Source organism: Streptomyces sp. NPDC005533 (genome assembly GCF_042871845.1).
Lineage (GTDB): Bacteria > Actinomycetota > Actinomycetes > Streptomycetales > Streptomycetaceae > Streptomyces.
Map to the genome: position 1 here is coordinate 183,845 of NZ_JBIAJH010000004.1, position 22,908 is coordinate 206,752.

The 22,908-nt window shown below is 70.7% G+C and carries 27 protein-coding genes and 1 pseudogene; 9 read left to right on the forward strand and 19 right to left on the reverse strand.

Going from position 1 to position 22,908, the window contains the following annotated elements; all coding sequences use genetic code 11:
- Window positions 1-69: 69 nt before the first annotated feature.
- The 5 genes from ACFYP3_RS05960 to ACFYP3_RS05980 form a co-directional block, all read right to left on the reverse strand.
- Complete coding sequence (locus tag ACFYP3_RS05960; RefSeq protein ID WP_388827401.1) at window positions 70-606, reverse strand: hypothetical protein; 537 nt, start codon at window positions 604-606, stop codon at window positions 70-72.
- Window positions 603-1,868 (reverse strand): molybdopterin-dependent oxidoreductase, encoded by a 1,266-nt coding sequence (locus tag ACFYP3_RS05965; RefSeq protein ID WP_388827658.1) that lies wholly within the window; start codon window positions 1,866-1,868, stop codon window positions 603-605. The genes ACFYP3_RS05960 and ACFYP3_RS05965 overlap by 4 nt, the downstream gene beginning before the upstream one ends.
- 304 nt (window positions 1,869-2,172) lie before the next feature.
- Window positions 2,173-2,601: an STAS domain-containing protein gene (locus tag ACFYP3_RS05970; RefSeq protein ID WP_388827404.1), complete on the reverse strand. Its 429-nt coding sequence runs from the start codon at window positions 2,599-2,601 to the stop codon at window positions 2,173-2,175.
- Window positions 2,598-3,680, reverse strand: a complete 1,083-nt coding sequence (locus tag ACFYP3_RS05975; RefSeq protein WP_388827407.1) for a B12-binding domain-containing protein — start codon at window positions 3,678-3,680, stop codon at window positions 2,598-2,600. Before ACFYP3_RS05975 ends, ACFYP3_RS05970 begins: the two co-directional genes overlap by 4 nt.
- On the reverse strand, window positions 3,677-5,290 hold the full coding sequence (locus ACFYP3_RS05980) for a PP2C family protein-serine/threonine phosphatase (RefSeq protein ID WP_388827410.1): 1,614 nt from the start codon (window positions 5,288-5,290) through the stop codon (window positions 3,677-3,679). The genes ACFYP3_RS05975 and ACFYP3_RS05980 overlap by 4 nt, the downstream gene beginning before the upstream one ends.
- Before the next feature lie 319 nt (window positions 5,291-5,609).
- Between ACFYP3_RS05980 and ACFYP3_RS05985 the strand changes: the two genes are divergently transcribed.
- Complete coding sequence (locus ACFYP3_RS05985) at window positions 5,610-6,110, forward strand: MarR family transcriptional regulator (RefSeq protein WP_388827413.1); 501 nt, start codon at window positions 5,610-5,612, stop codon at window positions 6,108-6,110.
- Between the two features lie 11 nt (window positions 6,111-6,121).
- Here ACFYP3_RS05985 and ACFYP3_RS05990 read toward each other — a convergent pair whose 3' ends face one another.
- The 8 genes from ACFYP3_RS05990 to ACFYP3_RS06025 form a co-directional block, all read right to left on the reverse strand.
- Window positions 6,122-7,285 carry a PP2C family protein-serine/threonine phosphatase gene (locus tag ACFYP3_RS05990; RefSeq protein ID WP_388827416.1) on the reverse strand — a complete coding sequence of 388 codons (1,164 nt, stop codon included), beginning with the start codon at window positions 7,283-7,285 and terminating at the stop codon, window positions 6,122-6,124.
- 192 nt (window positions 7,286-7,477) lie between these two features.
- Window positions 7,478-8,695, reverse strand: a complete 1,218-nt coding sequence (locus ACFYP3_RS05995; RefSeq protein ID WP_388827419.1) for a phosphatidylserine/phosphatidylglycerophosphate/cardiolipin synthase family protein — start codon at window positions 8,693-8,695, stop codon at window positions 7,478-7,480.
- 105 nt (window positions 8,696-8,800) lie between these two features.
- Window positions 8,801-9,310: a TspO/MBR family protein gene (locus tag ACFYP3_RS06000; protein WP_388827422.1), complete on the reverse strand. Its 510-nt coding sequence runs from the start codon at window positions 9,308-9,310 to the stop codon at window positions 8,801-8,803.
- Between the two features lie 134 nt (window positions 9,311-9,444).
- The gene (locus ACFYP3_RS06005) at window positions 9,445-9,618 is read right to left on the reverse strand and encodes a CsbD family protein (RefSeq protein WP_352333707.1); all 174 of its coding nucleotides are present in this window, start codon (window positions 9,616-9,618) and stop codon (window positions 9,445-9,447) included.
- A 122-nt stretch (window positions 9,619-9,740) separates the two neighbouring features.
- A complete protein-coding gene (locus ACFYP3_RS06010) occupies window positions 9,741-10,295 on the reverse strand; it encodes an isochorismatase family cysteine hydrolase (RefSeq protein WP_388827425.1) in 555 nt (184 codons plus the stop codon).
- A gap of 80 nt (window positions 10,296-10,375) precedes the next feature.
- Window positions 10,376-10,699 carry a hypothetical protein gene (locus ACFYP3_RS06015; RefSeq protein WP_388827428.1) on the reverse strand — a complete coding sequence of 108 codons (324 nt, stop codon included), beginning with the start codon at window positions 10,697-10,699 and terminating at the stop codon, window positions 10,376-10,378.
- The gene (locus ACFYP3_RS06020; protein ID WP_388827431.1) at window positions 10,680-11,123 is read right to left on the reverse strand and encodes a MerR family transcriptional regulator; all 444 of its coding nucleotides are present in this window, start codon (window positions 11,121-11,123) and stop codon (window positions 10,680-10,682) included. The genes ACFYP3_RS06015 and ACFYP3_RS06020 overlap by 20 nt, the downstream gene beginning before the upstream one ends.
- Window positions 11,120-11,461, reverse strand: a complete 342-nt coding sequence (locus ACFYP3_RS06025; protein WP_388827433.1) for a hypothetical protein — start codon at window positions 11,459-11,461, stop codon at window positions 11,120-11,122. The genes ACFYP3_RS06020 and ACFYP3_RS06025 overlap by 4 nt, the downstream gene beginning before the upstream one ends.
- Window positions 11,462-11,734: 273 nt before the next feature.
- Between ACFYP3_RS06025 and ACFYP3_RS06030 the strand changes: the two genes are divergently transcribed.
- The 5 genes from ACFYP3_RS06030 (at window position 11,735) to ACFYP3_RS06050 (ending at window position 15,585) form a co-directional block, all read left to right on the forward strand.
- The gene (locus tag ACFYP3_RS06030; protein WP_388827436.1) at window positions 11,735-12,295 is read left to right on the forward strand and encodes a hypothetical protein; all 561 of its coding nucleotides are present in this window, start codon (window positions 11,735-11,737) and stop codon (window positions 12,293-12,295) included.
- Between the two features lie 177 nt (window positions 12,296-12,472).
- On the forward strand, window positions 12,473-13,273 hold the full coding sequence (locus tag ACFYP3_RS06035; protein WP_388827439.1) for an MEDS domain-containing protein: 801 nt from the start codon (window positions 12,473-12,475) through the stop codon (window positions 13,271-13,273).
- Entirely contained in the window at window positions 13,270-14,244 is a 975-nt protein-coding gene (locus ACFYP3_RS06040; protein ID WP_388827442.1) for an anti-sigma factor RsbA family regulatory protein, read from the forward strand. Before ACFYP3_RS06035 ends, ACFYP3_RS06040 begins: the two co-directional genes overlap by 4 nt.
- A gap of 553 nt (window positions 14,245-14,797) precedes the next feature.
- The gene (locus tag ACFYP3_RS06045; protein WP_388827444.1) at window positions 14,798-15,136 is read left to right on the forward strand and encodes a MerR family transcriptional regulator; all 339 of its coding nucleotides are present in this window, start codon (window positions 14,798-14,800) and stop codon (window positions 15,134-15,136) included.
- Window positions 15,137-15,381: 245 nt separating this feature from the next.
- The gene (locus tag ACFYP3_RS06050) at window positions 15,382-15,585 is read left to right on the forward strand and encodes a cold-shock protein (RefSeq protein ID WP_161200952.1); all 204 of its coding nucleotides are present in this window, start codon (window positions 15,382-15,384) and stop codon (window positions 15,583-15,585) included.
- A 134-nt stretch (window positions 15,586-15,719) separates the two neighbouring features.
- Here ACFYP3_RS06050 and ACFYP3_RS06055 read toward each other — a convergent pair whose 3' ends face one another.
- From ACFYP3_RS06055 to ACFYP3_RS06065, 3 genes are all read right to left on the reverse strand, one after another.
- Window positions 15,720-16,163 carry a DUF2267 domain-containing protein gene (locus ACFYP3_RS06055; RefSeq protein WP_388827447.1) on the reverse strand — a complete coding sequence of 148 codons (444 nt, stop codon included), beginning with the start codon at window positions 16,161-16,163 and terminating at the stop codon, window positions 15,720-15,722.
- A 58-nt stretch (window positions 16,164-16,221) separates the two neighbouring features.
- Window positions 16,222-16,617, reverse strand: a complete 396-nt coding sequence (locus ACFYP3_RS06060; RefSeq protein WP_388827450.1) for a DUF2267 domain-containing protein — start codon at window positions 16,615-16,617, stop codon at window positions 16,222-16,224.
- Between the two features lie 96 nt (window positions 16,618-16,713).
- Window positions 16,714-17,145, reverse strand: a complete 432-nt coding sequence (locus ACFYP3_RS06065) for an Hsp20/alpha crystallin family protein (protein WP_388827453.1) — start codon at window positions 17,143-17,145, stop codon at window positions 16,714-16,716.
- Window positions 17,146-17,271: 126 nt separating this feature from the next.
- On the opposite strand from ACFYP3_RS06065, the gene ACFYP3_RS06070 reads away from it, so the two are divergent.
- The 3 genes and pseudogenes from ACFYP3_RS06070 to ACFYP3_RS06080 form a co-directional block, all read left to right on the forward strand.
- Window positions 17,272-17,931 carry a type III effector protein gene (locus ACFYP3_RS06070; protein WP_388827456.1) on the forward strand — a complete coding sequence of 220 codons (660 nt, stop codon included), beginning with the start codon at window positions 17,272-17,274 and terminating at the stop codon, window positions 17,929-17,931.
- Window positions 17,932-18,082: 151 nt separating this feature from the next.
- Entirely contained in the window at window positions 18,083-20,017 is a 1,935-nt protein-coding gene (htpG, locus tag ACFYP3_RS06075) for a molecular chaperone HtpG (RefSeq protein ID WP_388827459.1), read from the forward strand.
- A 165-nt stretch (window positions 20,018-20,182) separates the two neighbouring features.
- A pseudogene (locus ACFYP3_RS06080) lies at window positions 20,183-20,383 on the forward strand (sugar nucleotide-binding protein); the annotation flags it as partial.
- Between the two features lie 64 nt (window positions 20,384-20,447).
- On the opposite strand, the gene ACFYP3_RS06085 reads toward ACFYP3_RS06080, so the two are convergent.
- The 3 genes from ACFYP3_RS06085 to ACFYP3_RS06095 are packed head-to-tail and all read right to left on the reverse strand — an operon-like array spanning window position 20,448 to window position 22,657.
- Complete coding sequence (locus ACFYP3_RS06085) at window positions 20,448-20,774, reverse strand: DUF6087 family protein (protein WP_388827461.1); 327 nt, start codon at window positions 20,772-20,774, stop codon at window positions 20,448-20,450.
- Between the two features lie 60 nt (window positions 20,775-20,834).
- Window positions 20,835-22,121 carry an MFS transporter gene (locus ACFYP3_RS06090; protein WP_388827463.1) on the reverse strand — a complete coding sequence of 429 codons (1,287 nt, stop codon included), beginning with the start codon at window positions 22,119-22,121 and terminating at the stop codon, window positions 20,835-20,837.
- Entirely contained in the window at window positions 22,118-22,657 is a 540-nt protein-coding gene (locus tag ACFYP3_RS06095; protein WP_388827466.1) for an ArsR/SmtB family transcription factor, read from the reverse strand. The genes ACFYP3_RS06090 and ACFYP3_RS06095 overlap by 4 nt, the downstream gene beginning before the upstream one ends.
- Between the last annotated feature and the right edge of the window lie 251 nt (window positions 22,658-22,908).

Here is a 22,908-nt window from a genome sequence, read left to right on the forward strand (position 1 = left end):
GGACCTCGACGTGCGGGTGGCGCCGGCGGTACGCCGGGCGGCGGCCCGGCCGAGGTGGACGGCTGGGCGTCACTTCGTGGCTCTGCGCGCGCGTGCCGCTACGCGTGCGGCACGTCTGGCGGCCCTCGTCCCGTGCCACATCCGTACGAGGAGGACGGCCGCCGAGACGGCGAAGAGGCCGGCGGTGATCAGCAGCCAGCGCGTGAGGAACCCGTCCTCCGGGAGGCCCGTGGCCGCGGTGAAGTGGTCCACCCGGCGCAGGACGAGGGGCCACCACACGAGCAGGAGGACCCCGGCGACGAAGGCCGGCACGCGCACGTGGTTGAGGCCCGTCCGTACGGCGGGGGCCTCGACGTCCCCGTCGATCCCGAAGGCCACCTGCACCACCCGGTCCGTCACCGAGTACAGGGGCAACAGCACCAGGTCGTGGAGGAGCGCCGCGCCGACGAACCACAGGGCCACGCCGACGGCGTCGCCCTTGAGGAGTCTCAGGCCCGCGTACCCGGCAAGGACGAAGGAAGCGAGCACGAGGAGCAGGTGGAGCGGGGAAGCACCGTACCGGCGGCGGAAAGCACCGGGGACCGCGTCCGGCCGGAGGGACCTCATGTCGGTTCTCCGAAGGTGAGGCGGGTGACCCACTTGGTGTTGTGGACTCCGGGGGCGCCCGGGACGATCACCCGGGCCGGGTAGCCGTGATCGTGCGAGAGCACGGCACCGTTGACCCGCACGGCCAGCAGCGAACGGTCGTCCCGGGCCTGGTTGTCGCGCAGGACCACCGATCGGAACGACCCACCGCGCTGCACCGACTCCACGAACACCTGCGGGGTGTTCGTGCCGAGCCCGACCAGGGCGGCCAGGTCCGTGAGCCGGACTCCGCTCCAGCGCTGATCAGGGGTCGACCAGCCCTCCACGCAGGCGATGGGCAGGGACGACTCGTTCTGGGGCAGGGCCAGCAGTTGGTCGTAGGTCAGGTCGACCTGCCGGCCGGCGCCCCGGACCGTCAGGCGCCAGGCCGGGCCGATGTCGCTGGGCCGGATGCCGACCGAGGCGGCCGTCTTGTTGATCTGGAACCCGTTCGGCCCCGGTCCGGGGTCCTGTCCGTGCGGGGCGAGGAGCGCCGTCTGCCGGAACCAGCCGCCGACGCTCTGGCCCACCGTGACCGCCAGCAGCGCGAACGACCCCAGCCCGACCATGCCGAGCGCGGCCCGGCGGGAGATCGTCGGCGCGGCCGGGCGGGGCGGGACCAGTCCGGCCGCGTCCTGGGTACCGGACGCCGGCTCGCCGGTCCGGCGTCCCACCGCACGCAGTGCCCTCGGCAGCCGAAAGGCCAGGTGGACCACGAAGGCGCCGATGAACACCCACGCCCCGTAGAAGTGCAGCGTGTAGAAGGACCCGGGGAAGATGTAGTGCAGTTGCACGTTGAGGATGCCGGTGACGAACTCGAACCCCGCACCCCCCACCAGCAGGAGCAGGGAGAGCCGCTCGATGCCGTGGGCGGCCGACCGTACGGGCGGCCACTCGAAGAGCTTCGGGATGACCGACCACAGTTTCGCCAGGAGCACGGGTACGAGCACGATCCCGAGCGTGACGTGCACCCCTTGGGTGACCCGGTAGAGCCAGTACGGCGACGTCGGCCAGGGGAAGAGGTAGAAGCCGAGCCACCCCTTGCCGGGCGTCTGGTCGTTCACCGCCGCCAGGTCCGGGTTGTACGCCGCGTACGACAGCAGGCCCGTCACGAAGAGGACGGTGATCCCCGCCAGCAGGACCAGGCCGAGCACCGAGGTCAGCCACGGGCCGCGCAGGGGGCTGCGCCAGAACGCGGGACGCGAGGGGCCCGGCGGCGGCCCGGCCGTCCGTGCGGATTCCAGAGCGGTGCGAAGCCGCGCCGACCAGCTCGGCCCGGCTTCGTCCGGCTCCGCTTCGGCACCCGCGGGGCGACCGGCGGTGTCTTCAGGACCGCTCCGCCCGCTACCGCTCGCGCCCAAGGGACACCTCCGCAGACTCCGGCACCAGGGTTCACGGGTTATCGCCCGCCGAGGAGAACATGCCGCACCGAGGGCACGTGAGCCCTCGTGACACGCCAGACCCGCCGGTCCCCGCCCCTGCCGGATGGCGCTGATCCCCCGGAGGTGTTCGGCGTACGGCGGTCGCCGGGACCGCTCGGGCGAGCCGTCAGCTGGAGTCGGACTGGCTGGAGCGGGCCGGTACCGGCTCCTCCGCGGCCTCGGCTTCCTCCTGGGTACCGGCGGAGGGGGTGCCCGCAGCGGTGCGCCGGGCCGTCAGGTGGCCGAGGGTCCCCGTCAGCTCCAGGATGCGGTCCAGGCAGACGGGCCGGTCCACGAGGTGCAGTTCTACGTCTGCGGTGTCGGTGAGGCGTCGGATCATCAGCAGGGTCGACAGCCCGGTGGAGTCCACCGCGGTGAGGTTCCCGCAGTGCAGGTGCAGGTCCGTCATGCCGGTGCGGTCCGCCAGGATGCGTACGACGGCATCGAGGAGGTCGTCCGCGCACTCGTAGTCGAAGTTGCCGTGCAGTTCGATGCGTACGGTGTCGACGGTGTCCACGTACGTCAGCCGGAGCGGGTCGGGCGGTGCGAAGGTCATACGGAAGTCCTGGCGCCGGGGACATGGGTGTGGGGCAGGAAGGTCGCGGAGGACCTGAGGATCGCGGTCGCGCGCGGGAAGTCCTTGAGCTCGTGTCCGAGGAGCTCGAGGGCCGGAGGCAGCGAGTGGGCGGGGACACCGCGAGCGGTGAGGATGCCGGCGGTCCACTGCAGGAACCGGGTGAAGAGGTCTTCGTCGTCGGTGTAGAGGGCGGCGGCGAGGAATTCCACGATGTGGGAGAGATCTTCGGCTGTCCGCTCGCGCTGTGTGTCGCTGTAGCCGCGCATGGCCGGGTAGGCCTTCAGCAGTCCGTCGAAGACCGTGCGTACGAGCTGGGGCCTGGTGCGGGTGACGAGGGTGTACTCCTGGTCGGCCAAGTGCGGGAGGTCGTCGATGACCTGGTGGTCGAGCCGGGGACGGGGCAGCGGACGGCGGGCGAGGTCCCGTGCCGCCGTCCGGGCGTCGGGGGCCCAGGAGTCCGCTTTGAGCATGCGGGCGTATCTCCCGTTGGGTCCGAAGGCGGCGCCGCCGACGAGGACGGGGGTGCCGGCGGCCTGGCAGGCGGTGATCGTGGCGTGCGCGGTGGGCAGGCGGGTGGGAAGGGAGCTGGACAGCGCCACCACGTCCGTATCGGTGGAGTGGATGTGCGTGATGAGGTGCGCGGTGGGGACCTGGGCGCCGAGGTAGTCCACGCGCCAGCCCCGCAGCCTCATCACTTCCGCCAGGAGCCGCGCGGGCAGGGCGTGCCATTCGCCGTCGACGCAGGCCACCGTGATCCGGCCGCGCGTGGGTGTCGTGCGCGCCGCCGGGTGCTGGGCGACCGCCGCCACGGCCCGTTCGTTGATGGCGGTGGCGGCGTGTTCCTGTGCGACGGTGATGCGGTTGGCGGCCCATTCCTCGCCCACCCGCTGCTGAGTGGGCGCGATGACATCGAGCAGCACGCTCTCGGCGTCGAGTCCTTCGTCCAAGGCCCTGCGCACCACCGCGGTCGCGGACGCCTCGTCGCCGCACAGGGCGGCCTCCCCCACGCGGTGCGCCAGGGCTGCGAGGGTCGAGGTCCTGACCGTGTCGATGCTCATGAGGTGAACCTGCCCCGAGTATGGCCGTCCACCGCACTGAGGTGGTTGGTGCGGGGCGCGGAGATGACCACGACGGCCATGTCGTCGTGGCGTCCGGTCCCCACCCATTGGGAGGCGAGCATCTGCACCCGCTCCACCACCGCCTCGCCCGGCATGCCCGCGCACTCCTCGAGGGCCCGGACGAGTCTCGCCTCGCCGAACTGCGTCCCGCCCATCGGGCCGCCCCGCGCCTCGCTGATCCCGTCCGTGTACAGGACGCAGCTCTCGCCCGGCGCCAGGGTGACCTGCACGGTCTCGGCGGTGACCTGGGGAAGCGCTCCCACGAGGGTGCCCTTGGTCGGAGCCTCCTCGACCCGCCCGTCGGCGCGCAGGATCAGCGGTGCGGGGTGGCCCGCGCTGGTCAGTCGCAGCCGCACGGTGTTGCCGTCCCGCCTCGCGGAGGCCAGGACCAGGGTCGCGAAGCGGGCGTTGTGGGAATTGAGGAGCGAGGTGTTCAGGAGGCTCAGGATCCGCTGGTGGTCCTGTGCTATCGGCAGCAGGGCGTGGAGCGTGTTGCGGATCTTCCCGGTCATCACGGCGGCTTCCAGCCCCTTGCCGCACACGTCTCCGAGAACGACGAGGGACGCGTCGCCCGGCACGGTGGCGGGGTGCACGTCGTAGAAGTCCCCGCCGATCCGCTCGTGGTCCATGGAGGGCCGGTAGCCGCCCGCGTACTCCACGCCCGAGACCTGGTGCAGCAAGGGCGGCAGCAGCTCGCGCATCAGGACGTTGGTGATGGAGGTCTGCTCGGCGTAGAGCCGGGCGGCGGACATCGCGGCGCCGGCGCGCGCGGCGAACAGCCTCGCGAACACCTCCTCTTCCGCGCTGAACTCGTTCGTACCGGCGCCGCGCAGCAGGACCAGCGCCCCCGCCGGCACGCCGTGGCCGGGCAGGGGGGTGATGACGATGGATCCCACGGGGCCGAAACCGTCGGGGATCAGCCAGGCCGGAGCGGTGGCGGGGGCGATCCAGCGGGAGGGGACCGGAGGAAATCCCTGCAGCGCCTCGCCCAGTCCCGGGACCTGCCCGGGATCCGCGGTGATACGGGACGAGGAGGGGGACCCTCCGCGCAGGCAGGCCACCACGGGCAGCTCGCGGCCGCGCGAGGGAGCGATGACCAGGGCCGCGTCCGCGAGGTGGGCCGCGGCCATGCGCGCCGTGACGTCCATGCACCGCTCCAGGTTCAGCGATGACAGCAGCAGGTTCGACGCCTCGGTCAGGAGCGCCGTACGTTCGCGCTCCACCCGCAGTGCTTCACGGGCCAGCCGGTGGTCGGTGTCGTCGACCAGCCACCACACCACCGTGTCGTCGTCGCGCACCGTCGGATGGGCCTCGTACGTGCGGTCGCCGGCGGGACCGTGCACGGTCGGGATCCGGGCGCCGGGAGGTCGCGCATGAGCCGAGGAGAGCCAATCGGGTACCACGTCCGCCATGGCCGAGCCGGGACGGGCGCGGGGGAAGACCAGGCCGGCCGCCTTGTTGACGAACAGCAGCACCGACTCGGTATCCGTCACGAGCACTGGATAGGGTGCGTCACCCCATGGACTGCGCACCACGGCACGGTCGTACATGGTCTCGGTGGAATTCACCAAATACGGAAGGCCCGCTGCGCGAACCCCTCACCCCATCACATCGAAGAAGACAGTTGCCTTGTGGCAACTATCGTCCACTTGGTCTCGTTCCCACAACCGCGCCCCCCGCTCACTCGCGTCCCCCACGGCATGAGCACCGATCGCCCACATCTCCTACGCCTTTCCTACGCCGGTGCCGCACACGCTCCCGGTGCACGGCCCGGTGCGGCCGGGTCGCCCGTGCCTGGCATCTGCCCGCCGGGTGGTCTCTCATGCGGCGGCGCCTGACAAATGGGCTCGCGGCTGACACAGTGGTGCGATGCCCCGAGCCGTTCCCCCACACGCCGAAGAGCAGGGTGCTCTCGACGCCTGTGCCGTCGCGGAGCTGCTCGAAGTCCTCTGGTGCTCGAACCAGGACACCGCCGTGGGGCCGGTCCCGCCGTCCCAGCTGCGTGCTCTGACGGTGATCGAACAGCGGGCCGGCATCAATCTGCGTGACCTCGGGGAGGCGCTGGGCTCGGCGCCACCCGCGGTGAGCCGTCTGTGCGACCGCCTGGAAGCGGCCGGCCTCCTCGAGCGTTCCCGCGGCAGGATCAACCGCCGCGAGGTGGAGCTGACCCTGAGCCGGCGCGGAAGCGCCGTCCTGGCGGAGACCCGGGCCCTGCGGGCGCACAAGGCGGCCGAGGTGCTCCAGCGCATGTCTCTCCAGGACCGGCGTTCCCTGGCCGAGGGCCTCGCCGCGTTCCGCGACGCGGCCGCCGCGCACGTCAGGCTCGGCGGGCTTCCGGCCCGTGACGAGGCCCTGCCCGACACCGGCTGAGCGGCTTGACCTCAGGGCCTGCCGAACCAGTCCAGGCAGGTGACCAGGGCGTCGTCATCGGCAGTGGTGTCGCGGTAGGCGGCCAGCTCCTCCAGGATCGCGCGCGGCACAGCGGCGGCGGGCAGCAGGCTGGTCGCCTGGATGGCGCGGGCCAGCGCGCGTTCGCCGTAGGCCACCCCGCCCCGGTCCGCGGCCCCGTAGACGCCGTCGCTCACGAAGATCAGGCGGTCGCCCGGGAGGGCTTCGAAGGGCTGCACCGTGTACGAGGACTCCTCGAACATGCCCAAGGGGAACTGGGCCTCGAAGGGGACTCTCTCCACGGATCTCTCCCGGTAGCGCCACAGCTGTGGCGACCCGGCGTCCACGACCTGACCGCGGCCCGTGGCCAGCTCCAGGCACAGGAGGAGGGTGGAGACGTACTCCCGCCCGCGGTACTGCGCGAAGACGGCCTGGTCCGCCAGCGCCGCCTGATCCGCGATGCCGACCCCGGCCCTTCGGGCGTTGCGCAGCGCGTTGATGGCGAGATTCGTCAGCAGCGAGGCCTGGATCCCCTCGCCCATGCCGTTGGTGACGGTCATGGTGAGCGTTTCGGCGGTGGTGGACCAGTCGAAGTTGTCGCCGTGGATGTCGTATGCGGGTTCGAGCTGCGCTCCGATGGCGTACTCGGGCCGCGCGCACGCCCGCCCGGGCAGCAGATGCCACTGCATCTCGGCAGCCAGGGTCAGCCGGCTCGCCCGGCGGGCCCGGAGGTACAGGTCGGTGTCCCGTTCCGCGACGATGATCTCGTGGCCCAGCAGTTCCGCGATGTCCGTCAGTTCGCCGACGGCCTCCGGCGTGCACAGGCGGTCGGGCATGCGCACGGTGAGGATCCCGAGCCGGTCACCCCGCACGGTCACCGGCAGGTGCAGGTCCAGGGCATCGCCCTCGGCCGAGTACTGACCGTACGGTTCCTGGCTGCCGAACGCGCGGCCCTCCGGCGTGGTCTGGACGGGCAGCGGCTCCGCGGTGTCGGGCGGTGTGGTGAGCCGCTGCAGGACGCTCAGGCTGTAGTCCGCCATCAGGAGGTGGACTCGGACGGCCTCGTAGTGCGTCATGAGCGCGGAGCGAACCGTGCGGAGCAGATCGTGCGGTGCGGCAGTGCGCAGCGCACGCTCCACAGCCAGGAAATTCGTCATGGAGAGCGTCATTTCTTGCAGAGCGGTCGAAGGAGAGCCGACGGTCGTTCGCGCGCTGCCCATGTGCGGGGCGGAGCTTGACGGAGCGCACACGGGCAGCAGGCGCGGGCTCGCCCTCGCCGACCACGGCCACTGTTCAGCACCTAAAAAATTGCCATGCAGCAACCACGCCCTGATGTTAGCGCCCGTTGGCTACAGGTAGCGGCGGATCGGGAGCACCGCTGACTCCCGGGCGCGCTGCAGCACCGACCGCCGCTTCCAGCGGTCGGGGCGGATGAGCTCACTGGCCTTGAGGTCCTCGTCGTAGTGCGCGTCGAGGGAGGCCGTGAACTCGACGTCCATGACGGCGAGCATGACCTCCTCGTCGTGATCGAGGGAGCGACGGTTGAAGTTGGTGGAGCCGACCAGGGAGACCACGCCGTCCATGGTCATGATCTTCGCGTGCATCATGGTCGGCTGGTACTCGTGGATGCGCACCCCGCAGGCGGTCAGCGCCTCGTAGTGGTGCTGGCCCGCGAGCTGACACACCCGTTTGTCCGTGTGGGGGCCGGGGAGCAGGATGTCGACTTCCACGCCGCGGCGGGCCGTGGCGCAGAGCAGGTCGATGAAGTAGACGTCGGGCGCGAAGTAGGCGGTCGCCAGCCGGACCCGTACCTCGGCCGACTCCAGGATCACGCGCATCAGGGTCTGCATGTCCTGCCAGCCGAAACTGGCCGAGCCGCGCACCACTTGCACGATGGCGTTCCCGCTGGGCTCGTGGCTGACGAACCGGTCGCGCTCGTCGAAGAGCTCGGTGTGGCATTCCGCCCAGTTCTGGGCGAAAGCGGCCGCGACTCCGTCGACGGCGGGCCCCTGGACCTCGACGTGCGTGTCCCGCCACTCGTTGGGGTTGCGCGCGTCACCGCACCATTCCTCGGCGATGCCGACGCCTCCGGTGAAAGCGGTCCGCTCGTCGACCACGAGCACCTTGCGGTGGCAGCGGTGGTTCTGCTTGAGCGGCGAGAGGAGGAGGGGTTTGCGGAACCAGGCGACCTCCACTCCGGCTGCGCGCATCCGGTCCAGGAGGTCCTGCTCTATCAGGCGGCTGCCGAAGCCGTCCAGCAACAGCCGCACCCTCACCCCCGCAGCCGCCCGGTCGGCCAGCGCTTCCGCGAACCGCCGTGCGATGTCGCCCCGCCAGTAGACGAAGGTCATCATGTCGACGGTGTGCCGGGCGCTGCCGATCGCGTCCAGCATCGCGGCGAAGATCGCGTCACCGTTGCGCAGGGGCCGTACGCTGTTGCCCTCGGTCGCGGCGATGCCGATGAGCCGCTCCAGACGCCGGCGTATGCGGCGGATCCGTTCGTCCGTGAGGCTGCTGTCACTCGTCACGGCCACAGGACCGCTGAGCCGCTGCGCACTGTCAGTCATACCGGCACCCCCTCACTCGGACCATTGGCGCTCAGGACCCTATCCGACGCCCCGGAGCACCCCGACGCCCGAGGTCGGAGCCGGGAGACGGCGACCGTCCCCGCCCTACCGCCGCGGGTTGCGACGCACCAGGGAGAGGTTGAGGGCGGTGGCGAACAGACACCAGGCGGCGTAGGGGGCGAGCGCCACGGCGGCCGTGCGGTCGATCGCGGCCGTGCGGACGATGAGGTGGGCGTTGCCGGCGTCCAGCAGTACGGTGCCGGCCAGGCCGGCACGCGGGCTCCTGCAGCGGAAGAACAGGTAGTTCCACCCCGCGTTCAACGCGAGGTTCGTCCCCAGGCTGGCCGCCAGGCGAGCGTGTTCACCGCGGCGGGACCGGCTGAGGCCCCGGCCTGCCGCCCACGCGATCGACGCGTACAGCGGCGTCCACACGGCGCCGAACGCCCAGGGAGGTGGCTGCCACGGCGGCTTGTCCAACGCCTTGTACCAGGCGCTGTCCGCGTCCACAGCCCGGCCGCCGACCAGCGCTGTGACGGCCACGGCGCCGGCGGCGACCGCATGGCTCTTCCACGCGCTGCGCCCGGCCGGGCAGGAGCGTTCGCTGATGATCCGCATGAGGAGATGTATGCCCAGCCTCGTCCAGGAATCGCAGGGAAGCCGACGGCTCACCGGCGGCGGCGTCAGTCCGGGCGGGCACGGCACGGGGGCCGGGACCGCTGTCCGCGGTCCCGGCCCCCGTGCTCGCGAGGTCAGTGCTTGAAGGCGTCCTTGGCCTTCTCCTTGGCCTCACGGGCATCACCCTTGGCCTGCTCCGCGCGCCCCTCGGCAGTCATGCGCTCATTGCCCGTCAGGCGGCCAGCGGTCTCCTTGAGCTTGCCCTTGGCCTGCTCGCCCTTCGCCTCGGCCTTCTGCTCACCAGACACAGCTGATCACTCCCTGCTCGATCGAAAAGGTGTACACAGCCCCGTATGACCGCTCGAACCTCTCTCAAACGGCCCGGCACCGAACAACCTCTGCGGCCCGCAACCCGCGCAGGAGGGGTGGGTCAGCGCTCCGCGGAGGCGTTGAAAGCGATCTCGTGGCTGAGGCGGATGTCTGCCGACATGTTGTGTTCCATCATGCGCAGGGCCGCCTCGGCCAGGTCGGGGTCGATGTGGGCGACCGCGTCGGCCGCCACCACGACATCGAGATGGCGGATGTAGGCGTCCAGGGCCGAATAGAGCACGCACTGCTCGGTCACCTGGCCGCACAGGACGACCCGCTCGGCGCCGAGCTGTCCCAGCAGGTAGGCGAGGGGTGTCTCGAAGAAGGCCGAGTGGCGGGCCTTGACGACGAAGAGCGAGTCGTCGTCGGGCGCGATCGGTTCCACCAGCTCGGCGTGCTTGCCGTCGAGCGCTGCCTGCAGGATCTCCCCGTGGTGGGACCTCCATCGGCCGAAGTTGTCGTTCACGTAGATCACCGGCGCATCGCCGGCCCGAGCCCGGCGCAGGACCTCCCCCACCCCCGGCAGGCACGTGCGTACGGAGTCGACCAGCGCGTCTGCGTCCTCGTGGGCGTAGGTGTTGAGCATGTCGATCACGATGAGAGCCGTACAGGCCATGACGACCTCCTCTCCTTCCAGCGGGCGGCTGCCCAGCCGGGGGCGGGCCCAATCCACGGCCGTCTCGACCCGCGGCTGACCTACGGGCGGTCCGCGCCGCCGAGCTTCAAGGGGTCGGTCGGCTCCTGGCAGCCGCACCCGCCCTCACCTGCGGGCTTGGGTGTGCAGGAGCAGGGGCGGCGGCGCCGGCCGAGCCACCAGGTGCCGGCGGCGAGCACGGCCAGGACGACGGCGAGGGCGGGCAGCCAGGCCACCACCGCCCCGGCCCCGGCGCCGACGACCCCGGCTGCGATCAGGACGGGCAGCGCGCAGCACGCCACACAGGCCAGCGCGGCAAGTCCCCCGAGCGCCTGCGGGGCGCGCTGGGGGCGGGGGTGGCGGGGGTCAGCAGCAGGGTCCGGCATGACGCTCCTTGGCGAGGTCAGTGAAGGGGATCGGGCAGCAGGCGCTGCCGGCGCAGACGGTGAGGTCGTCGCAGCCGGCCTCGACGGCTGCGGTCAGGGCGCTGCGGATGGTGGTGAGGTCGGCGATCTTCGCGTCGACCTCGGCGAGCTTGGCCGCGGCCCGCTCCTGGAGGCCCGCGACGGGCCGGCCGTGGCGGTGGCGGCCGGCCTCCAGGAGCTCGGCGACCTCCTCCAGCGTGAAGCCGAGCCGCTGGGCGGCCTTGATCACTCGCAGGGCGGTCACCGCGTCCTCGCCGTAGAGGCGATGGCCGCCGTTGCTGCGTTCCGGCTCGGCCAGCAGGCCGCGCCGCTCGTAGTAGCGCAACGTCTGGACGTTCACCCCGGCCGCCTCGGCGACCTGCCCACTGCGCAGACCCGCGCTCACCGCGACTCTCCGGCGGCGGCAGTCCGGGCGGCGAGGGCGTCCAGGACCGGCTCGTACGCCTGGTCGACGGAGATGTCCAGCCGGATCAGGTCCTGGCCGGGTGTGGTGGTGAGCGTGAAGGTGAAGAAGGAGCAGCAGCCGCTCTCGCGCTCCACCAGGTCACGGACCCGGTCCTCCACGCCTTCTCCGCCCGCCAGGTCAAGGCGCAGGTGGAGCGGCCGGGGCCTCGACAGCGAGGTCAGTCGCTCGGCGAACAGCTCGTCCCACTCGGCGACCCGCAGGGGCCGCTCCTCGGTGGGCAGCGTGCAGGACTGCGGCACCCACGCAAGATCACTCATCGCGCTCTCTCCCGTCATCGGCCCCGGTGGCTGGGACACGTCCGACGGTAAACCTGTACCTGGGTACAGGTTGCAACCCCTGGAGAGCGGGTGGGGGGCCTGATCGCGAATTGGCCCGCCGCTGGGTCACTTCAGGCTCCCCGCGGGACGCAGGAGGCGCGGACGACCGCGTCCGCCAACCGGGGCCGTGGAAGTCGTGTAATCCGGCGGACCACGGGAACCATCACAGCTTCCGCATGAGCTCTCCCGCTCACCTACGCCCAAGGACCGCCGATGCTGCCCGAGTTCCGCTGCCACGCGTCCGCCCCCCTCTCCCATCAGCTGGAACAGCGGCTGGGACTGGACCCCCGCCTCGAAGCCGGCCGCATCGACGTGGAGCGCGTCGCGGACATCGCCGTCGTCGCGTCCGCCCACTCCGACGGGTACGCGGCCACCGCGCACCTGCTCGGACTTCTGGCCGCGCTCCCCGCTCCCACCGAGGCCGGGGAGCACTTCTGGTCGGACCTGTGGAGGTCGTCGGGGTCCCTCTACCTGCTGCCCGCCAACATCAAGGACTACGTCCTGAGTTCGCTGGCCGGCGAGGGCACCGGTCTGGCCGGACAGATCCTCTCGGCTGTCGACGAGATGACCCCGCCCCAGCGCATCGCAGCGGGCGAGGTCATCGGCCAGGCGCTCTGCGAGTCCGACCGCCTCCCCGACCTCAAAACGCAGGTCATCGGCGAGCTGTGGCTCCGGGACCTCGAACTCACCGCCTGGCGCGTCCTGCACGCCGACAACAAATCAGCTGATCCGGACCGGCGAAGGGCGTTTCTCGACGCCTGGACGAGTATCTGAGCGGCACGCGACGGGGCTCCGTAGTGCGTGGCGCCGGCAGTGTGGCGGCGCCCTGCCCGGGGAGGGCGAACGGCATCGCAGTGTTCGTCGATGCCTGCCTCAGCCGGAGCGAGATCGTCCCGTCGCGGGCGCAGTAGGCTGACCCATGCATGGGCTGGACGGTCGGGAAGGGGCGAGGTGAGAGCGGCACGGGCTTTGGCGACGCTGGACGAGGTCGACGTCGGTGACCACGTCTGCTGGCTGGTCGACGCGGCTGCCCCCTTCCCCGGTACGGCGCGGGCGTACGTGGCCGACGGGGCCTTGTACGGGGACAAGATCGTGGTGGTCGGAGCGGCCCGCGGCGTCGCCGAGGACACGCTCCTGGCCTCGGCCGCGGTGGTGCTCGACCTGCCCAACCTCGGGGACACCGACTCGGTCCTGGCGGCGGTGAAGCGTGAGGCCCGTACCGCAGCCCGTGAGGGTTACCGTTCGGTACGCGTGCTTGCCGAACGGCCGCCGGTCACGGAGCCCGCTGCGGCGCACGACCTCCTCTCCCAGGAGCTCCGGCTCGACGAGTTCGCGTCGGAGTGCGGCGCGATGGTGGTGTGCGCGTTCAGGCCGTCCCAGTGGCAGGCGGATACCCTGGAACACGTGGCGAGTGTGCACCCGCACGAGATGGGCACACGTGCAGAGCGTCCGGCGTTCCGGATGTTCAGTACGGGTGTCGACAGCTGGAGCGTGGACGGGGTGATCGATTCACAGGGCGCCGCAGCGTTCAATGCCGCGCTGCGAGCGGCTCTGGGGTACACGCCGAGGATGAGGCTGCGCTTCGACCGTCTGGAGATGATCGACGCCGCCGGAATGGGAGCCCTGATCGAGGCGGCGAACCACCTTCCCGGACGGCACATCGTCGTGCAGGGTGCCAACGAGACGGTGCGGCTGTGTTGGGAACTCGCGGGTTACGCCGCGCCGGGTGTGCCGGTGGTGATGGCCGTATGAAAACGACCCGACCGCCCGGGGCTCCCGAGTCGGCAGCCCGGGCCGAGGCCGGTTTCCGCCACGAGCTGTACCCGTACCGTGGGCAGGACCAGTTCATGACCGGCACCCTCGGTTTCATCCGTGAGGCGCTGGAGGCCGACGAAGCGGTCGTCGTCGCCGTCCCCGAAGCCAGCGCATCGCTTCTGCGGGGCGAGCTGGCCGGCGAGGCCGCCGTCACCTTCGTGGACACCACGACGGCCGGACCGAATCCGGGGCGACTCGTCGCCGCCTGGACCGCCTGGCTGGAGGAGAGCGGCGAGGGAGGCCGGCCGGTACGGGGCGTCGGGGAGACGGCCTGGAGCCAGGCCCGCAATGCGGCCCACCTCTCGGAGCTGCGCCATCACGAGTGGCTGCTGAACCAGGCCTTCGCACGGAGCTCCGCGTGGTCGATGCTGTGCCCTTACGACGCCGCCGACGAGGACCAGGCCGCGCTGCGGTCCGTCTCCCGCTGCCACCCGTTGATCCACGAAGACGGCCGGCACACGCCGAACGGGGACTTCCTCGACGACGGGCCCTACCCCTTCGAGGTACTGCCCGCCCCGTGCGATCCGTACCAGGAGCTCAGCTACACCTACGGGGACCTGGCCGCGGTCCGCTCGAAGGTCGCCCAGTGCGCGTCCGACGTGGGCGTGTCCCAGGAGCAGCAGGCGAAGCTCGCCGTCGCCGTCACCGAGATCGCCACGAACAGCATCCGTCACGGCGGGGGCGGCGGAACGGTGCGTACGTGGGCCCAGGACGCGGTGTTCCTGTGCGAGTTCCGGGACGCCGGATACATCGCCGACCCGATGGCCGGCCGCATCCGGCCGTCGGCCCGGCAGCTCGGCGGCCGCGGCTTGTGGCTCGCGCACCAGCTCTGCGATCTGGTCGAGATCCGTTCCACCCCCGAACAGGGCACCACCGTCCGCCTCCACATGGACGTCCAGGGGAAGTAGACGCGCTGACGCCCTGGTGGGGGATGGAGCCGGGTGGGGGACGCGCGGATGCCGTTCCCCCCGGCGGACGAACGCGCGCGCTGCGCCCTGCCGCCTACCGCCTGCCACCCGCGCCCGAGTGTGATTGCCTGCTCTGTCATACGCGAAAATCTATGACGGCCGGAGTAGACATTGGGTAGCGGTGTCGGTATGGTTTCTCTCGTAACGCAGAGAGACCGAAGGGCCCGGCAGACATGAACTGCCGGGCAGCAAGACCGCAGTACCCGTAGTTGCAGTGAGCAGTTGGCAGTAACACCAGAGGGAAGAACGGAGGAGCCGAGCACCATCAGGATCGCCCGGACGCCACGCGGGTCCGGGTACCGCAGGACATCGATAGTGAGGTGGTCTCCGGTCACGCATCCGCGATCCCCGCGCCCCCGGCAGCAGTCAGGTCGGGCGGTCGGAAACAGAAGGCCGACGCAGGACCAAGGTCGGCAGATGGTGTAGCTGTTCCTTCGGGGCCCGGGTGCCAATGGCGCCCGGGCCCCTCCACGCGTTCCATGAGAGAGGTTCAATGACAGCAGACGACTCGTTCGGCCGTCTCGACGACGACGACTACCCCGCCTACACGATGGGCCGGGCCGCCGAGATGCTCGGCACCACCCAGGGCTTCCTCCGCGCCATCGGCGAAGCCCGCCTCATCACCCCGCTGCGCTCGGCAGGCGGACACCGCCGCTACTCCCGCTACCAGCTGCGCATCGCCGCCCGCGCCCGCGAACTCGTCGACCAGGGCACCCCCATCGAGGCCGCCTGCCGCATCATCATCCTCGAAGACCAGCTCGAAGAGGCCCAGCGCATCAACGCCGCATACCGCCGCGCCGCCGCGTCAGCGAATCCGGCGGCCGCGGCTTGACCCGGGGCGCTCCTGCCGAGCCTCATCGCCGGGCCTGCCCGCACCAGGTCACGACGTGCCGTCGCTTCCAGTGGTGACGGCCTGTGCGGGCGTGTACCGTCTGCGTCAGCTGTCGTGGTTCGGAAGTTCCCCTTTGCCCACGCCATAGGCGTGGGTTCTTTGCTGTGCTGTGCCGCAGGAACCAGGGCGATCACCTCCGCCTCCCGCATGGTGCGGGAGGCGTACTCGACCGGAAGGCATCAGACATGGCTACGGGAACTGTGAAGTGGTTCAACGCCGAGAAGGGCTTCGGCTTCATCGCCCAGGACGGTGGCGGCCCGGACGTCTTCGCCCACTACTCCGCCATCAACTCCTCGGGCTTCCGTGAGCTCCAGGAGGGCCAGAGCGTGACGTTCGACGTCACCCAGGGCCAGAAGGGGCCCCAGGCCGAGAACATCAACCCGGCATGACCCTTGTGGCCCCCAGGGGCCGCTGAGCTTGCAGCGAGGCCCTGCTCCCTCCGGTTCGCCCGGGCGGAGCAGGGCCTTCGTACACTCTCCCGCGGAGCGCCTTTCCGACGCCCGCCGGGCGTGCGTCTCGACGTCTACGCGGCGGGGGCGAGTTCCGCTTGGCCGAACAGCAGAGCCCAGCCGGTGGGGAGCCGGTGAAGGATGCGGGTGATCAGGCGGGGGCCGGCCTGGGCTGTGACGGCGGCGAAGACGGAGCCGGTGTCCCAGCGGGTGGTGGCCAGGGATGCGCCGACGCGTGTGGCGAGGTCCTTGACGAAGTCCCACCCGGTCAGCGGCCGGGTGTCGGGGATCTGTGCGGTCAGCACGCAGGCCGCCTCCAGGGGCAGGCAGCGAGCCAGGTCGACGCGTTCGTCACCGGTCAGTTGACGTCCGAGTCCGGCGAGCACAACGCGGACCGCTTCTTCGGCCCGCTCACGGGTGGGGTAGGCGCCTTCGCATCGGACCTTCTCCAGCATCTGCTCGTACGCCGTCGAGTACGGCTGCTGGTGCTGGAGCGGTACGCGCGCGTCGGTGATCACTACGGGGCATGCCTTTCAGGAGCCATGGGAGTGCCGGGCACGACACTCCCGGTCTTGGTCAGATGAGCTGGGGGCGGCCGAAGAGAACGTCGTAGCCGACGGGGAGCTGGAGCAGGATCTGCCCGGTCAGGTCCTCGCCTGCCGTGTCGGCGACGGTGGACAGCACGGCGCTGACGTCCCACGTCGCGGTCTGCTCGGTGGCGCCCTCGATCCAGGCGGCGGTCGCGCGGACGAATCGATCGGGGGGAAGCGGCTCGGCGCTCTGCAGCGGGTTGAGCAGGATCCGGGCGAGGCCTTCCGGCAGGCGTGCCGCGAGCTGGGCGCGGACCCCGCCGACCAGGTGGGCGCCGAGCAGCGCGAGCACCACGCGCGCCGCACGCTCGGCTTCCGCCGCGGTGTCGTATGCGCCGCGTTCCCTCACACGGTCGAGGAACGCTTCGTGTCTCAAGGTCATCAGCCGCCACCCCTTCGTGTCGTCGGGTTCCACAGGGGTGCGGAGGGCGGGGAGGAGGAGATGGGGTGGCCGTCCTCCGCACCGGTTACGGACGGGTCAGCCGGAGATCTCCTTGCGGCCGGAGCCGACGCCGATGGAGACCTTGCGGGGCTTGGCCCGCTCCGTGATCGGGATGCGCAGGGTGAGAACACCGGCGTCGTAGTCGGCCTGGATGCGTTCGGTGTCGAGGGTGTCGGCGAGCACGATCTGGCGGGAGAACACGCCCAGCGGCCGCTCGGACAGCTCCATCTTGACGTCGTCGGCCTTGGTCGTCGGCCGCCGCTCGGCCTTGACGGTCAGCATGTTCCGCTCGACGTCGATGTCGATCGCGTCCGCGGTCACGCCGGGGACGTCGAAGGCCACCACGTACTCGCCACCCTCACGGTAGGCGTCCATCGGCATCACCGACGGCTTCGACCAGGTGCCCGGACCCGTCAGCTGCTGCGTCATCCGGTCGAGCTCACGGAAGGGGTCAGTGCGCATCAACATCGTGAAACACCTCCAGCAGGTCGAACAGTTGCTGCCAATGCGCTGCACTGACACTGTTGTAGCATGTCATCCAGTCGATGACAAACATCACGTCATCGGTTGGATGACTCTCCGAGGAAGGTGCCCGTGACCGCAGTCGACCAGCCGTCCGCGACCGGTACCCGGGCGCACGGCCCGGCGTCCTTCCTCACCGCAGCGGCAGCCCTGGCCGCCATGGACGACGTGTTGCGCGATGCCCGACACGAGACCCCCGACGCCGCCGGCCCCGGCCCCGAGCACGCCCTGTCCTCGCTGATGCTGCTGCGGCAGGTGCGCGAGCAGCTCGCCGGCTGGGAGACCGGCCTGATCGAAACCGCCCGCGACGCGGGCGCCAGCTGGGCCGACCGCGCCCACCCCCTCGGTGTCGCCAGCCGCCAGGCCGCTGAACGCCGCTACCTGCGCGGCCGACCCGGCCCCGCCGGCACCACCGGCACCACCGGCGAGCAACGCGTGCAGGCCACCCGCGAACGCCGCGCCGCCGACCGCACCGCCGCCACCTGGGCCCGCGCCAACGCAGCAGACCTGCGCCGCCTCGCCGGACAGATCACCGCGCTCCCCCATCGCACGCCCGAAGCGCGCTCAGCCCAGGCCGCCCTGCATGCCGCTCTCGGCGCCGCCGACGCGGCCGAACTCATCGCGCCCCTGGCCGGCATGCGCCCCTACCTCGACGCCCGCCACACCGGTCTCGTCGACTCCCTGGACGCCCTCGAAGCCCGGCGCACCGCGACGGGGTCGGACGATGACTGACTCCCCCACGCAGAGACCCCCTCATGCGGAGGCGGTTCATTCCGCCTTCGGCGTCGCGCCGATGACGGCCCTGTGCCCGAGTGCCCTCCGTACCTGACCCCATCCGTATCTGACCCCCTCTGTATCTGACCTTCCGTTGAAAGGACCCCGCATGGCCAGCACTGTCGAGACGCTGGATTTCCAGGCCGAGACCCGCCAGTTGCTCCGACTGGTGATTCACTCGATCTACTCGAACAAGGACATCTTCCTGCGCGAGCTGATCTCGAACGCTTCCGACGCCCTGGACAAGCTGCGGCTGGAATCGCTGACCGGCAGCCTCGACGCAGCCGACACCAGCGACCTGCACATCCGGCTGGACATCGACAAAGACGCCCGCACGCTGACCATCCGCGACAACGGAATCGGCATGAGCCGCGACGAGCTCGTGGAACTGATCGGCACGATCGCCAAGTCCGGCACCGCCGACCTGCTGGAAAAGATCAAGGACTCCAAGGACGCCGCCACCGCCGAGAACCTGATCGGGCAGTTCGGCGTCGGCTTCTACTCGGCGTTCATGGTCGCCGACAGGGTCACCGTCCGCACCCGGCGGGCCGGTACCGACTCCGGTACCCAGTGGGAGTCCGACGGCGAGGGCTCCTACACGATCCAGGCCGTCGACGACCTCCCCGTCGGCACGTCGGTGACCCTGCACCTCAAGCCCGTCGACAGCGAGGACGGGCTCGCCGACTACCTGTCCGCGTCGAAGATCCGTCAGATCGTCAAGCAGCACTCGGACTTCATCCGCTGGCCCATCCGGATGGCCACCGAGCCCACCGAGCCCACCGAGCCCACCGAGGTCGACGGCTCCGCCTCGTCCGGCGTCGATACGCTCAACTCGATGAAGGCACTGTGGGCCCGACCGCGCGCCGAGGTCAGCCAGGACGAGTACAACGAGTTCTACCAGCAGATCAGCCACGACTGGCTCGAGCCGGCCGAGACCATCCACATGCGCGCCGAGGGCACCTTCGAGTACGAGGCGCTGCTGTTCATCCCCTCCCAGGCGCCCTTCGACCTGTTCTCCCGTGAGACCAAGCGTGGCGTACAGCTGTACGTCAAGCGGGTGTTCATCATGGACGACTGCGAAGCGCTCATGCCCAACTATCTGCGCTTCGTCAAGGGTGTCGTGGACGCCCACGACCTGTCGCTGAACGTCTCACGCGAGCTCCTCCAGCACGACCGCCAGATCCGCGGAGTACGCCGACGCCTGGTCAAGAAGGTACTCGGCGCCATCAAGGACATGCAGGCCAAGGACGCCGAGCGCTACACGAAGGTCTGGGCCCAGTTCGGCCGGGCACTGAAGGAAGGCCTCCTCGAGGACACGGACAACACCGAGACCCTGCTGGAGCTGGTGTCGGCAGCCTCCACCCACGACCCGGAGAAGACCACCACGCTGCGCGAGTACGTCGAGCGCATGAAGGACGGCCAGGACACCATCTACTACCTGACCGGCGAGACCCGCGCCATGGTGGAGAACTCCCCGCACATGGAGGCCTTCGCCGCGAAGGGCTACGAGGTCCTGATCCTCACCGACCCCATCGACGAGGTGTGGGTCGACCAGGTCCCCGCCTTCGACGGCCACCGTCTGCAGTCCATCGCCAAGGGGCAGGTCGACCTCGACGAGTCCGCAGGCGACGAGAAGGAGACCGACGCCGACAAGGCCCAGCGCGAGCAGGACTTCGCCGCCCTGCTGCCCTGGCTGACCACCACGCTGTCCGACCACGTCAAGCAGGTACGCCTGTCGTCCCGCCTGACCACCTCGGCAGCCTGCATCGTCGGCGACGCCCATGACGTGACACCCACCCTGGAGAAGATGTACCGGGCCATGGGCCAGCAGATGCCCGCCGTCAAGCGCATCCTGGAACTCAACCCCACACACCCGCTGATCACCTCTCTGCGCACCGCCCACCACGCAGGCACCGACGAACCCGCGTTGACCGAGATCGCCGAGCTGATCTACGGCAGCGCCCTGCTCGCCGAAGGAGGCGACCTGCCCGACCCGGCCCGCTTCACCCGCCTGCTCACCGATCACCTGACCCGCACCCTGTAGCCACGCACGCAGCCCGGCCCAGATGAACCCGCCTGTCCGGCGCCCCGTTGTGGGTGCCGGAGCAGGCGGGTGAGACCGGGGTCGACGTCCTCGCGACGGCGTTCAGAAACTCGACCGTGCCCTCCGTACGCGGCAGTCGGCGGCCGGTCGTCATGGTGCGAGGCGATGTTCGCGTCATCGCGTCGCCATGGCGCTGCGAAGCCCAGGATCCGCCTCTTGCACGTCTCCTCCGACGCCGTGTTCTCCGGCATCGGCAGGGCCCGGTACGACGAGACCTGCGCTCCGGATCCGATCAGTCCGTACGGGGCCGCGAAGGCCGCCGGCGAGACTGCCGTGCGGCTTGCCACACGGGCTGGGCGTCAGGCTCCACGGCGCCAGGAAGTTTCTCGGCGAGCGGTGACACCGGCGGACCAGCCAGGTGCCGGCGGCTCTACTGTTCCCGCTCCTCCGCCGCAGTCGGCTTCCTGTGACGCCCCCTTCCCTTGCCCAGAGGCGGACGATCCCACTCGGCGGGCTTATCGCCGACAGGCTGAGGCGGGTAGAGCAAAGCCTTGGCAGCGATCAGGTTCTCGACCAGACACACCGGCTCCCATGCCTCCCCGGTCCATACTTCGACCACTCTCGGAGATCCCGGGTCAACGTGCGTTCCGCGGTGGGGGCCGCCGCCGATCGGCACGGCGCGCAGCTTCCCCTTGGTCTCGGACCGACGCTCATCGCGTCGGCGCGCCCACTCCTCCAGCGGCTCCTCGTCGTCCATCGCAGCATCGTGGCGCATCTGCTACCCGCACCGCCGCCTTGGGCCACGGGGGTAAACGTCCTAACTGGCGTGTTCCTGGACGGGAGCCGTGGGCTTCGGCTGATCCGGTTCCTCGGCGCGAGCGGCGGCATTTAGCGCCGCTTCGACCCGGCGGTTGCTGGTCATGGTCGCGGTGACGGCGGTCATGGTGAGGAGGAGGCCGGCGGCGGTGTAGAGCGGGGTGCGGATGTCGTAGGTGGTGGCCAGCCAGCCGCCGAGGAAGGCGCCGACGGGGGCGGCGCACATGGCGAGCATGCGGGAGGTGGAGGCGACCCGGCCCATCAGGTGGGCGGGGACGATCGCCTGTCGGAGGGAGGGGCCGAGCACCATCGTGGCGCCCATGCCCGCTCCGCAGACGGCGAGCGCGAGGCCGGCGACGTACGGGTTCGGGGCGGCGGCAAGGCCCAGGATGGCGAGTCCCTCGACCGCGGCCGTGCAGGTCAGCGCGGTGCCGGTGCCGAGTCGTCGGCCGAGGAAGGAGGCGATGCCCGCGCCGAGGAGACCGCCGGTGGCCTCCGCCGTGAGGAGCAGGCCGAATCCGAAGGTGTCGATGCCGAGACGATCGTGCGCGAAGAGGGCCAGTACGGTCTCCACGGCGAGGAAGGCGATGTTTCCGACCGCCGGACGCAGCGCGAGCCCGAGCAGCAGCCGGTCCCGGAAGACGTACGAGGCTCCGGCCCGCGCCTGGAGAAGCAGCGACTCGCGGGCCTGCGGTACGGGCCGGGGTGCGGCGGGCAGGGACCGTACGAGCACGGCGGAGAGCGCGAAAGAGACCGCGTCGGCGAGCAGCGGAACCGCCCGCCCGAGCGCGAGCAGGGCACTGCCCGCGGGCGGCCCGGCGAAGCCGGACGCGGCCGTCTGGGTGCCGCGCAGGCGGGAGTTGGCCCGCTCCAGGAGTGCGGGGTCGCGGCCGAGCAGATCCGGCAGGTAGGCCGTGGCGGCCGTGTCGAAGAAGAGTCCGCCGAGTCCGAGGAGGAAGGCGACGGCCGCGAGCAGCGGGATGCTCAAGCCGTCGAGCGCGGCCGCAGCTGCCGGTAACACGAGCAGCACCGCACGCGCCGCGTCCGTGACCCACATCGTGCGCCGACGGTCCCAGCGGTCCACCAGCGCACCGCCGAGCACCCCGAAGAGCAGCCACGGCAGCGTTCCGGCGGCCGTGACGACGGCGAGCGCCAACGGATCCCGCGTCAACGTCAACGCGAGCAGCGGCAGCGCGGCATGCGTCACGCCGTCACCGAGCGAGGACACCGTCTGCGCAGTCCACAGCCGTCCGAACCCGATCGGCAACTTCCGTACGTCTGAGGTCACTTGGCGTCTCCTTCGTTCTGCTTGCGCGGTGCCGGGTGGAACAGGGCGAAGACGAGCGACGCGTCCGGCAGCGACGGATCGGACAGCTCCCGGTACTCCTCGGCCAGTGCGTGCAGTCGCTCCCCCAGTTCCGCGAACTGCTCCTCGGTGAGCCGCAGATGCGCCATTCGTACGTGCCGCTCGCCGTCCGCCGGCGATGCCTCCAGGTCCGCCACCGCGTGCCGCATCAGCACGTCCGGCCCTCCGTCGCCCGGATCCGGCAGCTCGATCGAGCGGGCGGCCATCGCGTAGTACCGCTCGGTGACCCCGCGGACCTTCCGCGTCCGTACCACCTTGACCAGGCCGGCCCGCTCCAGGAGCCGCACGTGGTAGCTGGAACTCCCCTTCGCGAGGCCCACGCGCTCGGCGATCTGCGTGATCGTGGCCGGCTCGAAGCGGAGCACGGCCATGATCCGGTGACGCGTGAGATTGGAGACGGCGCGAAGCTGCTCGTCCGTGGTGACGTGAAACGTCTCGGGAAGACCATCGGTAGGCATACGAGCAATGGTCAACGTTTCTTGACCATTGGGCAAGGGAGTTTTTCGGACGTCCGGATTCGGCCGTCCGGACGTCCGGAGGCGTCTCACCTCGGCCCGGTAGAGTGACGGCAGACCAGAGAAGAGACCCTCCGATGGACTCCCGCGTATCGCGGATCGCGGATACGCACCAAGTTGGCGAGGGTGCCGTACCAGGCTCAGCGGCGTGACCGGGCCCCTCACCGGGCGCATCGTCACCGGCAACGCCGACG

Excerpts from the sequence above, each read along its gene's own strand:
- ACFYP3_RS05960 (WP_388827401.1), bottom strand. The coding sequence starts at position 606 with ATGAGGTCCCTCCGGCCGGACGCGGTCCCCGGTGCTTTCCGCCGCCGG.
- ACFYP3_RS05970 (WP_388827404.1), bottom strand. The coding sequence starts at position 2,601 with ATGACCTTCGCACCGCCCGACCCGCTCCGGCTGACGTACGTGGACACC.
- ACFYP3_RS05975 (WP_388827407.1), bottom strand. The coding sequence starts at position 3,680 with ATGAGCATCGACACGGTCAGGACCTCGACCCTCGCAGCCCTGGCGCAC.
- ACFYP3_RS05980 (WP_388827410.1), bottom strand. The coding sequence starts at position 5,290 with ATGTACGACCGTGCCGTGGTGCGCAGTCCATGGGGTGACGCACCCTAT.
- ACFYP3_RS05985 (WP_388827413.1), top strand. The coding sequence starts at position 5,610 with ATGCCCCGAGCCGTTCCCCCACACGCCGAAGAGCAGGGTGCTCTCGAC.
- ACFYP3_RS05990 (WP_388827416.1), bottom strand. The coding sequence starts at position 7,285 with ATGACGAATTTCCTGGCTGTGGAGCGTGCGCTGCGCACTGCCGCACCG.
- ACFYP3_RS05995 (WP_388827419.1), bottom strand. The coding sequence starts at position 8,695 with ATGACTGACAGTGCGCAGCGGCTCAGCGGTCCTGTGGCCGTGACGAGT.
- ACFYP3_RS06000 (WP_388827422.1), bottom strand. The coding sequence starts at position 9,310 with ATGCGGATCATCAGCGAACGCTCCTGCCCGGCCGGGCGCAGCGCGTGG.
- ACFYP3_RS06010 (WP_388827425.1), bottom strand. The coding sequence starts at position 10,295 with ATGGCCTGTACGGCTCTCATCGTGATCGACATGCTCAACACCTACGCC.
- ACFYP3_RS06015 (WP_388827428.1), bottom strand. The coding sequence starts at position 10,699 with ATGCCGGACCCTGCTGCTGACCCCCGCCACCCCCGCCCCCAGCGCGCC.
- ACFYP3_RS06025 (WP_388827433.1), bottom strand. The coding sequence starts at position 11,461 with ATGAGTGATCTTGCGTGGGTGCCGCAGTCCTGCACGCTGCCCACCGAG.
- ACFYP3_RS06030 (WP_388827436.1), top strand. The coding sequence starts at position 11,735 with ATGCTGCCCGAGTTCCGCTGCCACGCGTCCGCCCCCCTCTCCCATCAG.
- ACFYP3_RS06040 (WP_388827442.1), top strand. The coding sequence starts at position 13,270 with ATGAAAACGACCCGACCGCCCGGGGCTCCCGAGTCGGCAGCCCGGGCC.
- ACFYP3_RS06045 (WP_388827444.1), top strand. The coding sequence starts at position 14,798 with ATGACAGCAGACGACTCGTTCGGCCGTCTCGACGACGACGACTACCCC.
- ACFYP3_RS06050 (WP_161200952.1), top strand. The coding sequence starts at position 15,382 with ATGGCTACGGGAACTGTGAAGTGGTTCAACGCCGAGAAGGGCTTCGGC.
- ACFYP3_RS06060 (WP_388827450.1), bottom strand. The coding sequence starts at position 16,617 with ATGACCTTGAGACACGAAGCGTTCCTCGACCGTGTGAGGGAACGCGGC.
- ACFYP3_RS06065 (WP_388827453.1), bottom strand. The coding sequence starts at position 17,145 with ATGTTGATGCGCACTGACCCCTTCCGTGAGCTCGACCGGATGACGCAG.
- htpG (WP_388827459.1), top strand. The coding sequence starts at position 18,083 with ATGGCCAGCACTGTCGAGACGCTGGATTTCCAGGCCGAGACCCGCCAG.
- ACFYP3_RS06085 (WP_388827461.1), bottom strand. The coding sequence starts at position 20,774 with ATGGACGACGAGGAGCCGCTGGAGGAGTGGGCGCGCCGACGCGATGAG.
- ACFYP3_RS06095 (WP_388827466.1), bottom strand. The coding sequence starts at position 22,657 with ATGCCTACCGATGGTCTTCCCGAGACGTTTCACGTCACCACGGACGAG.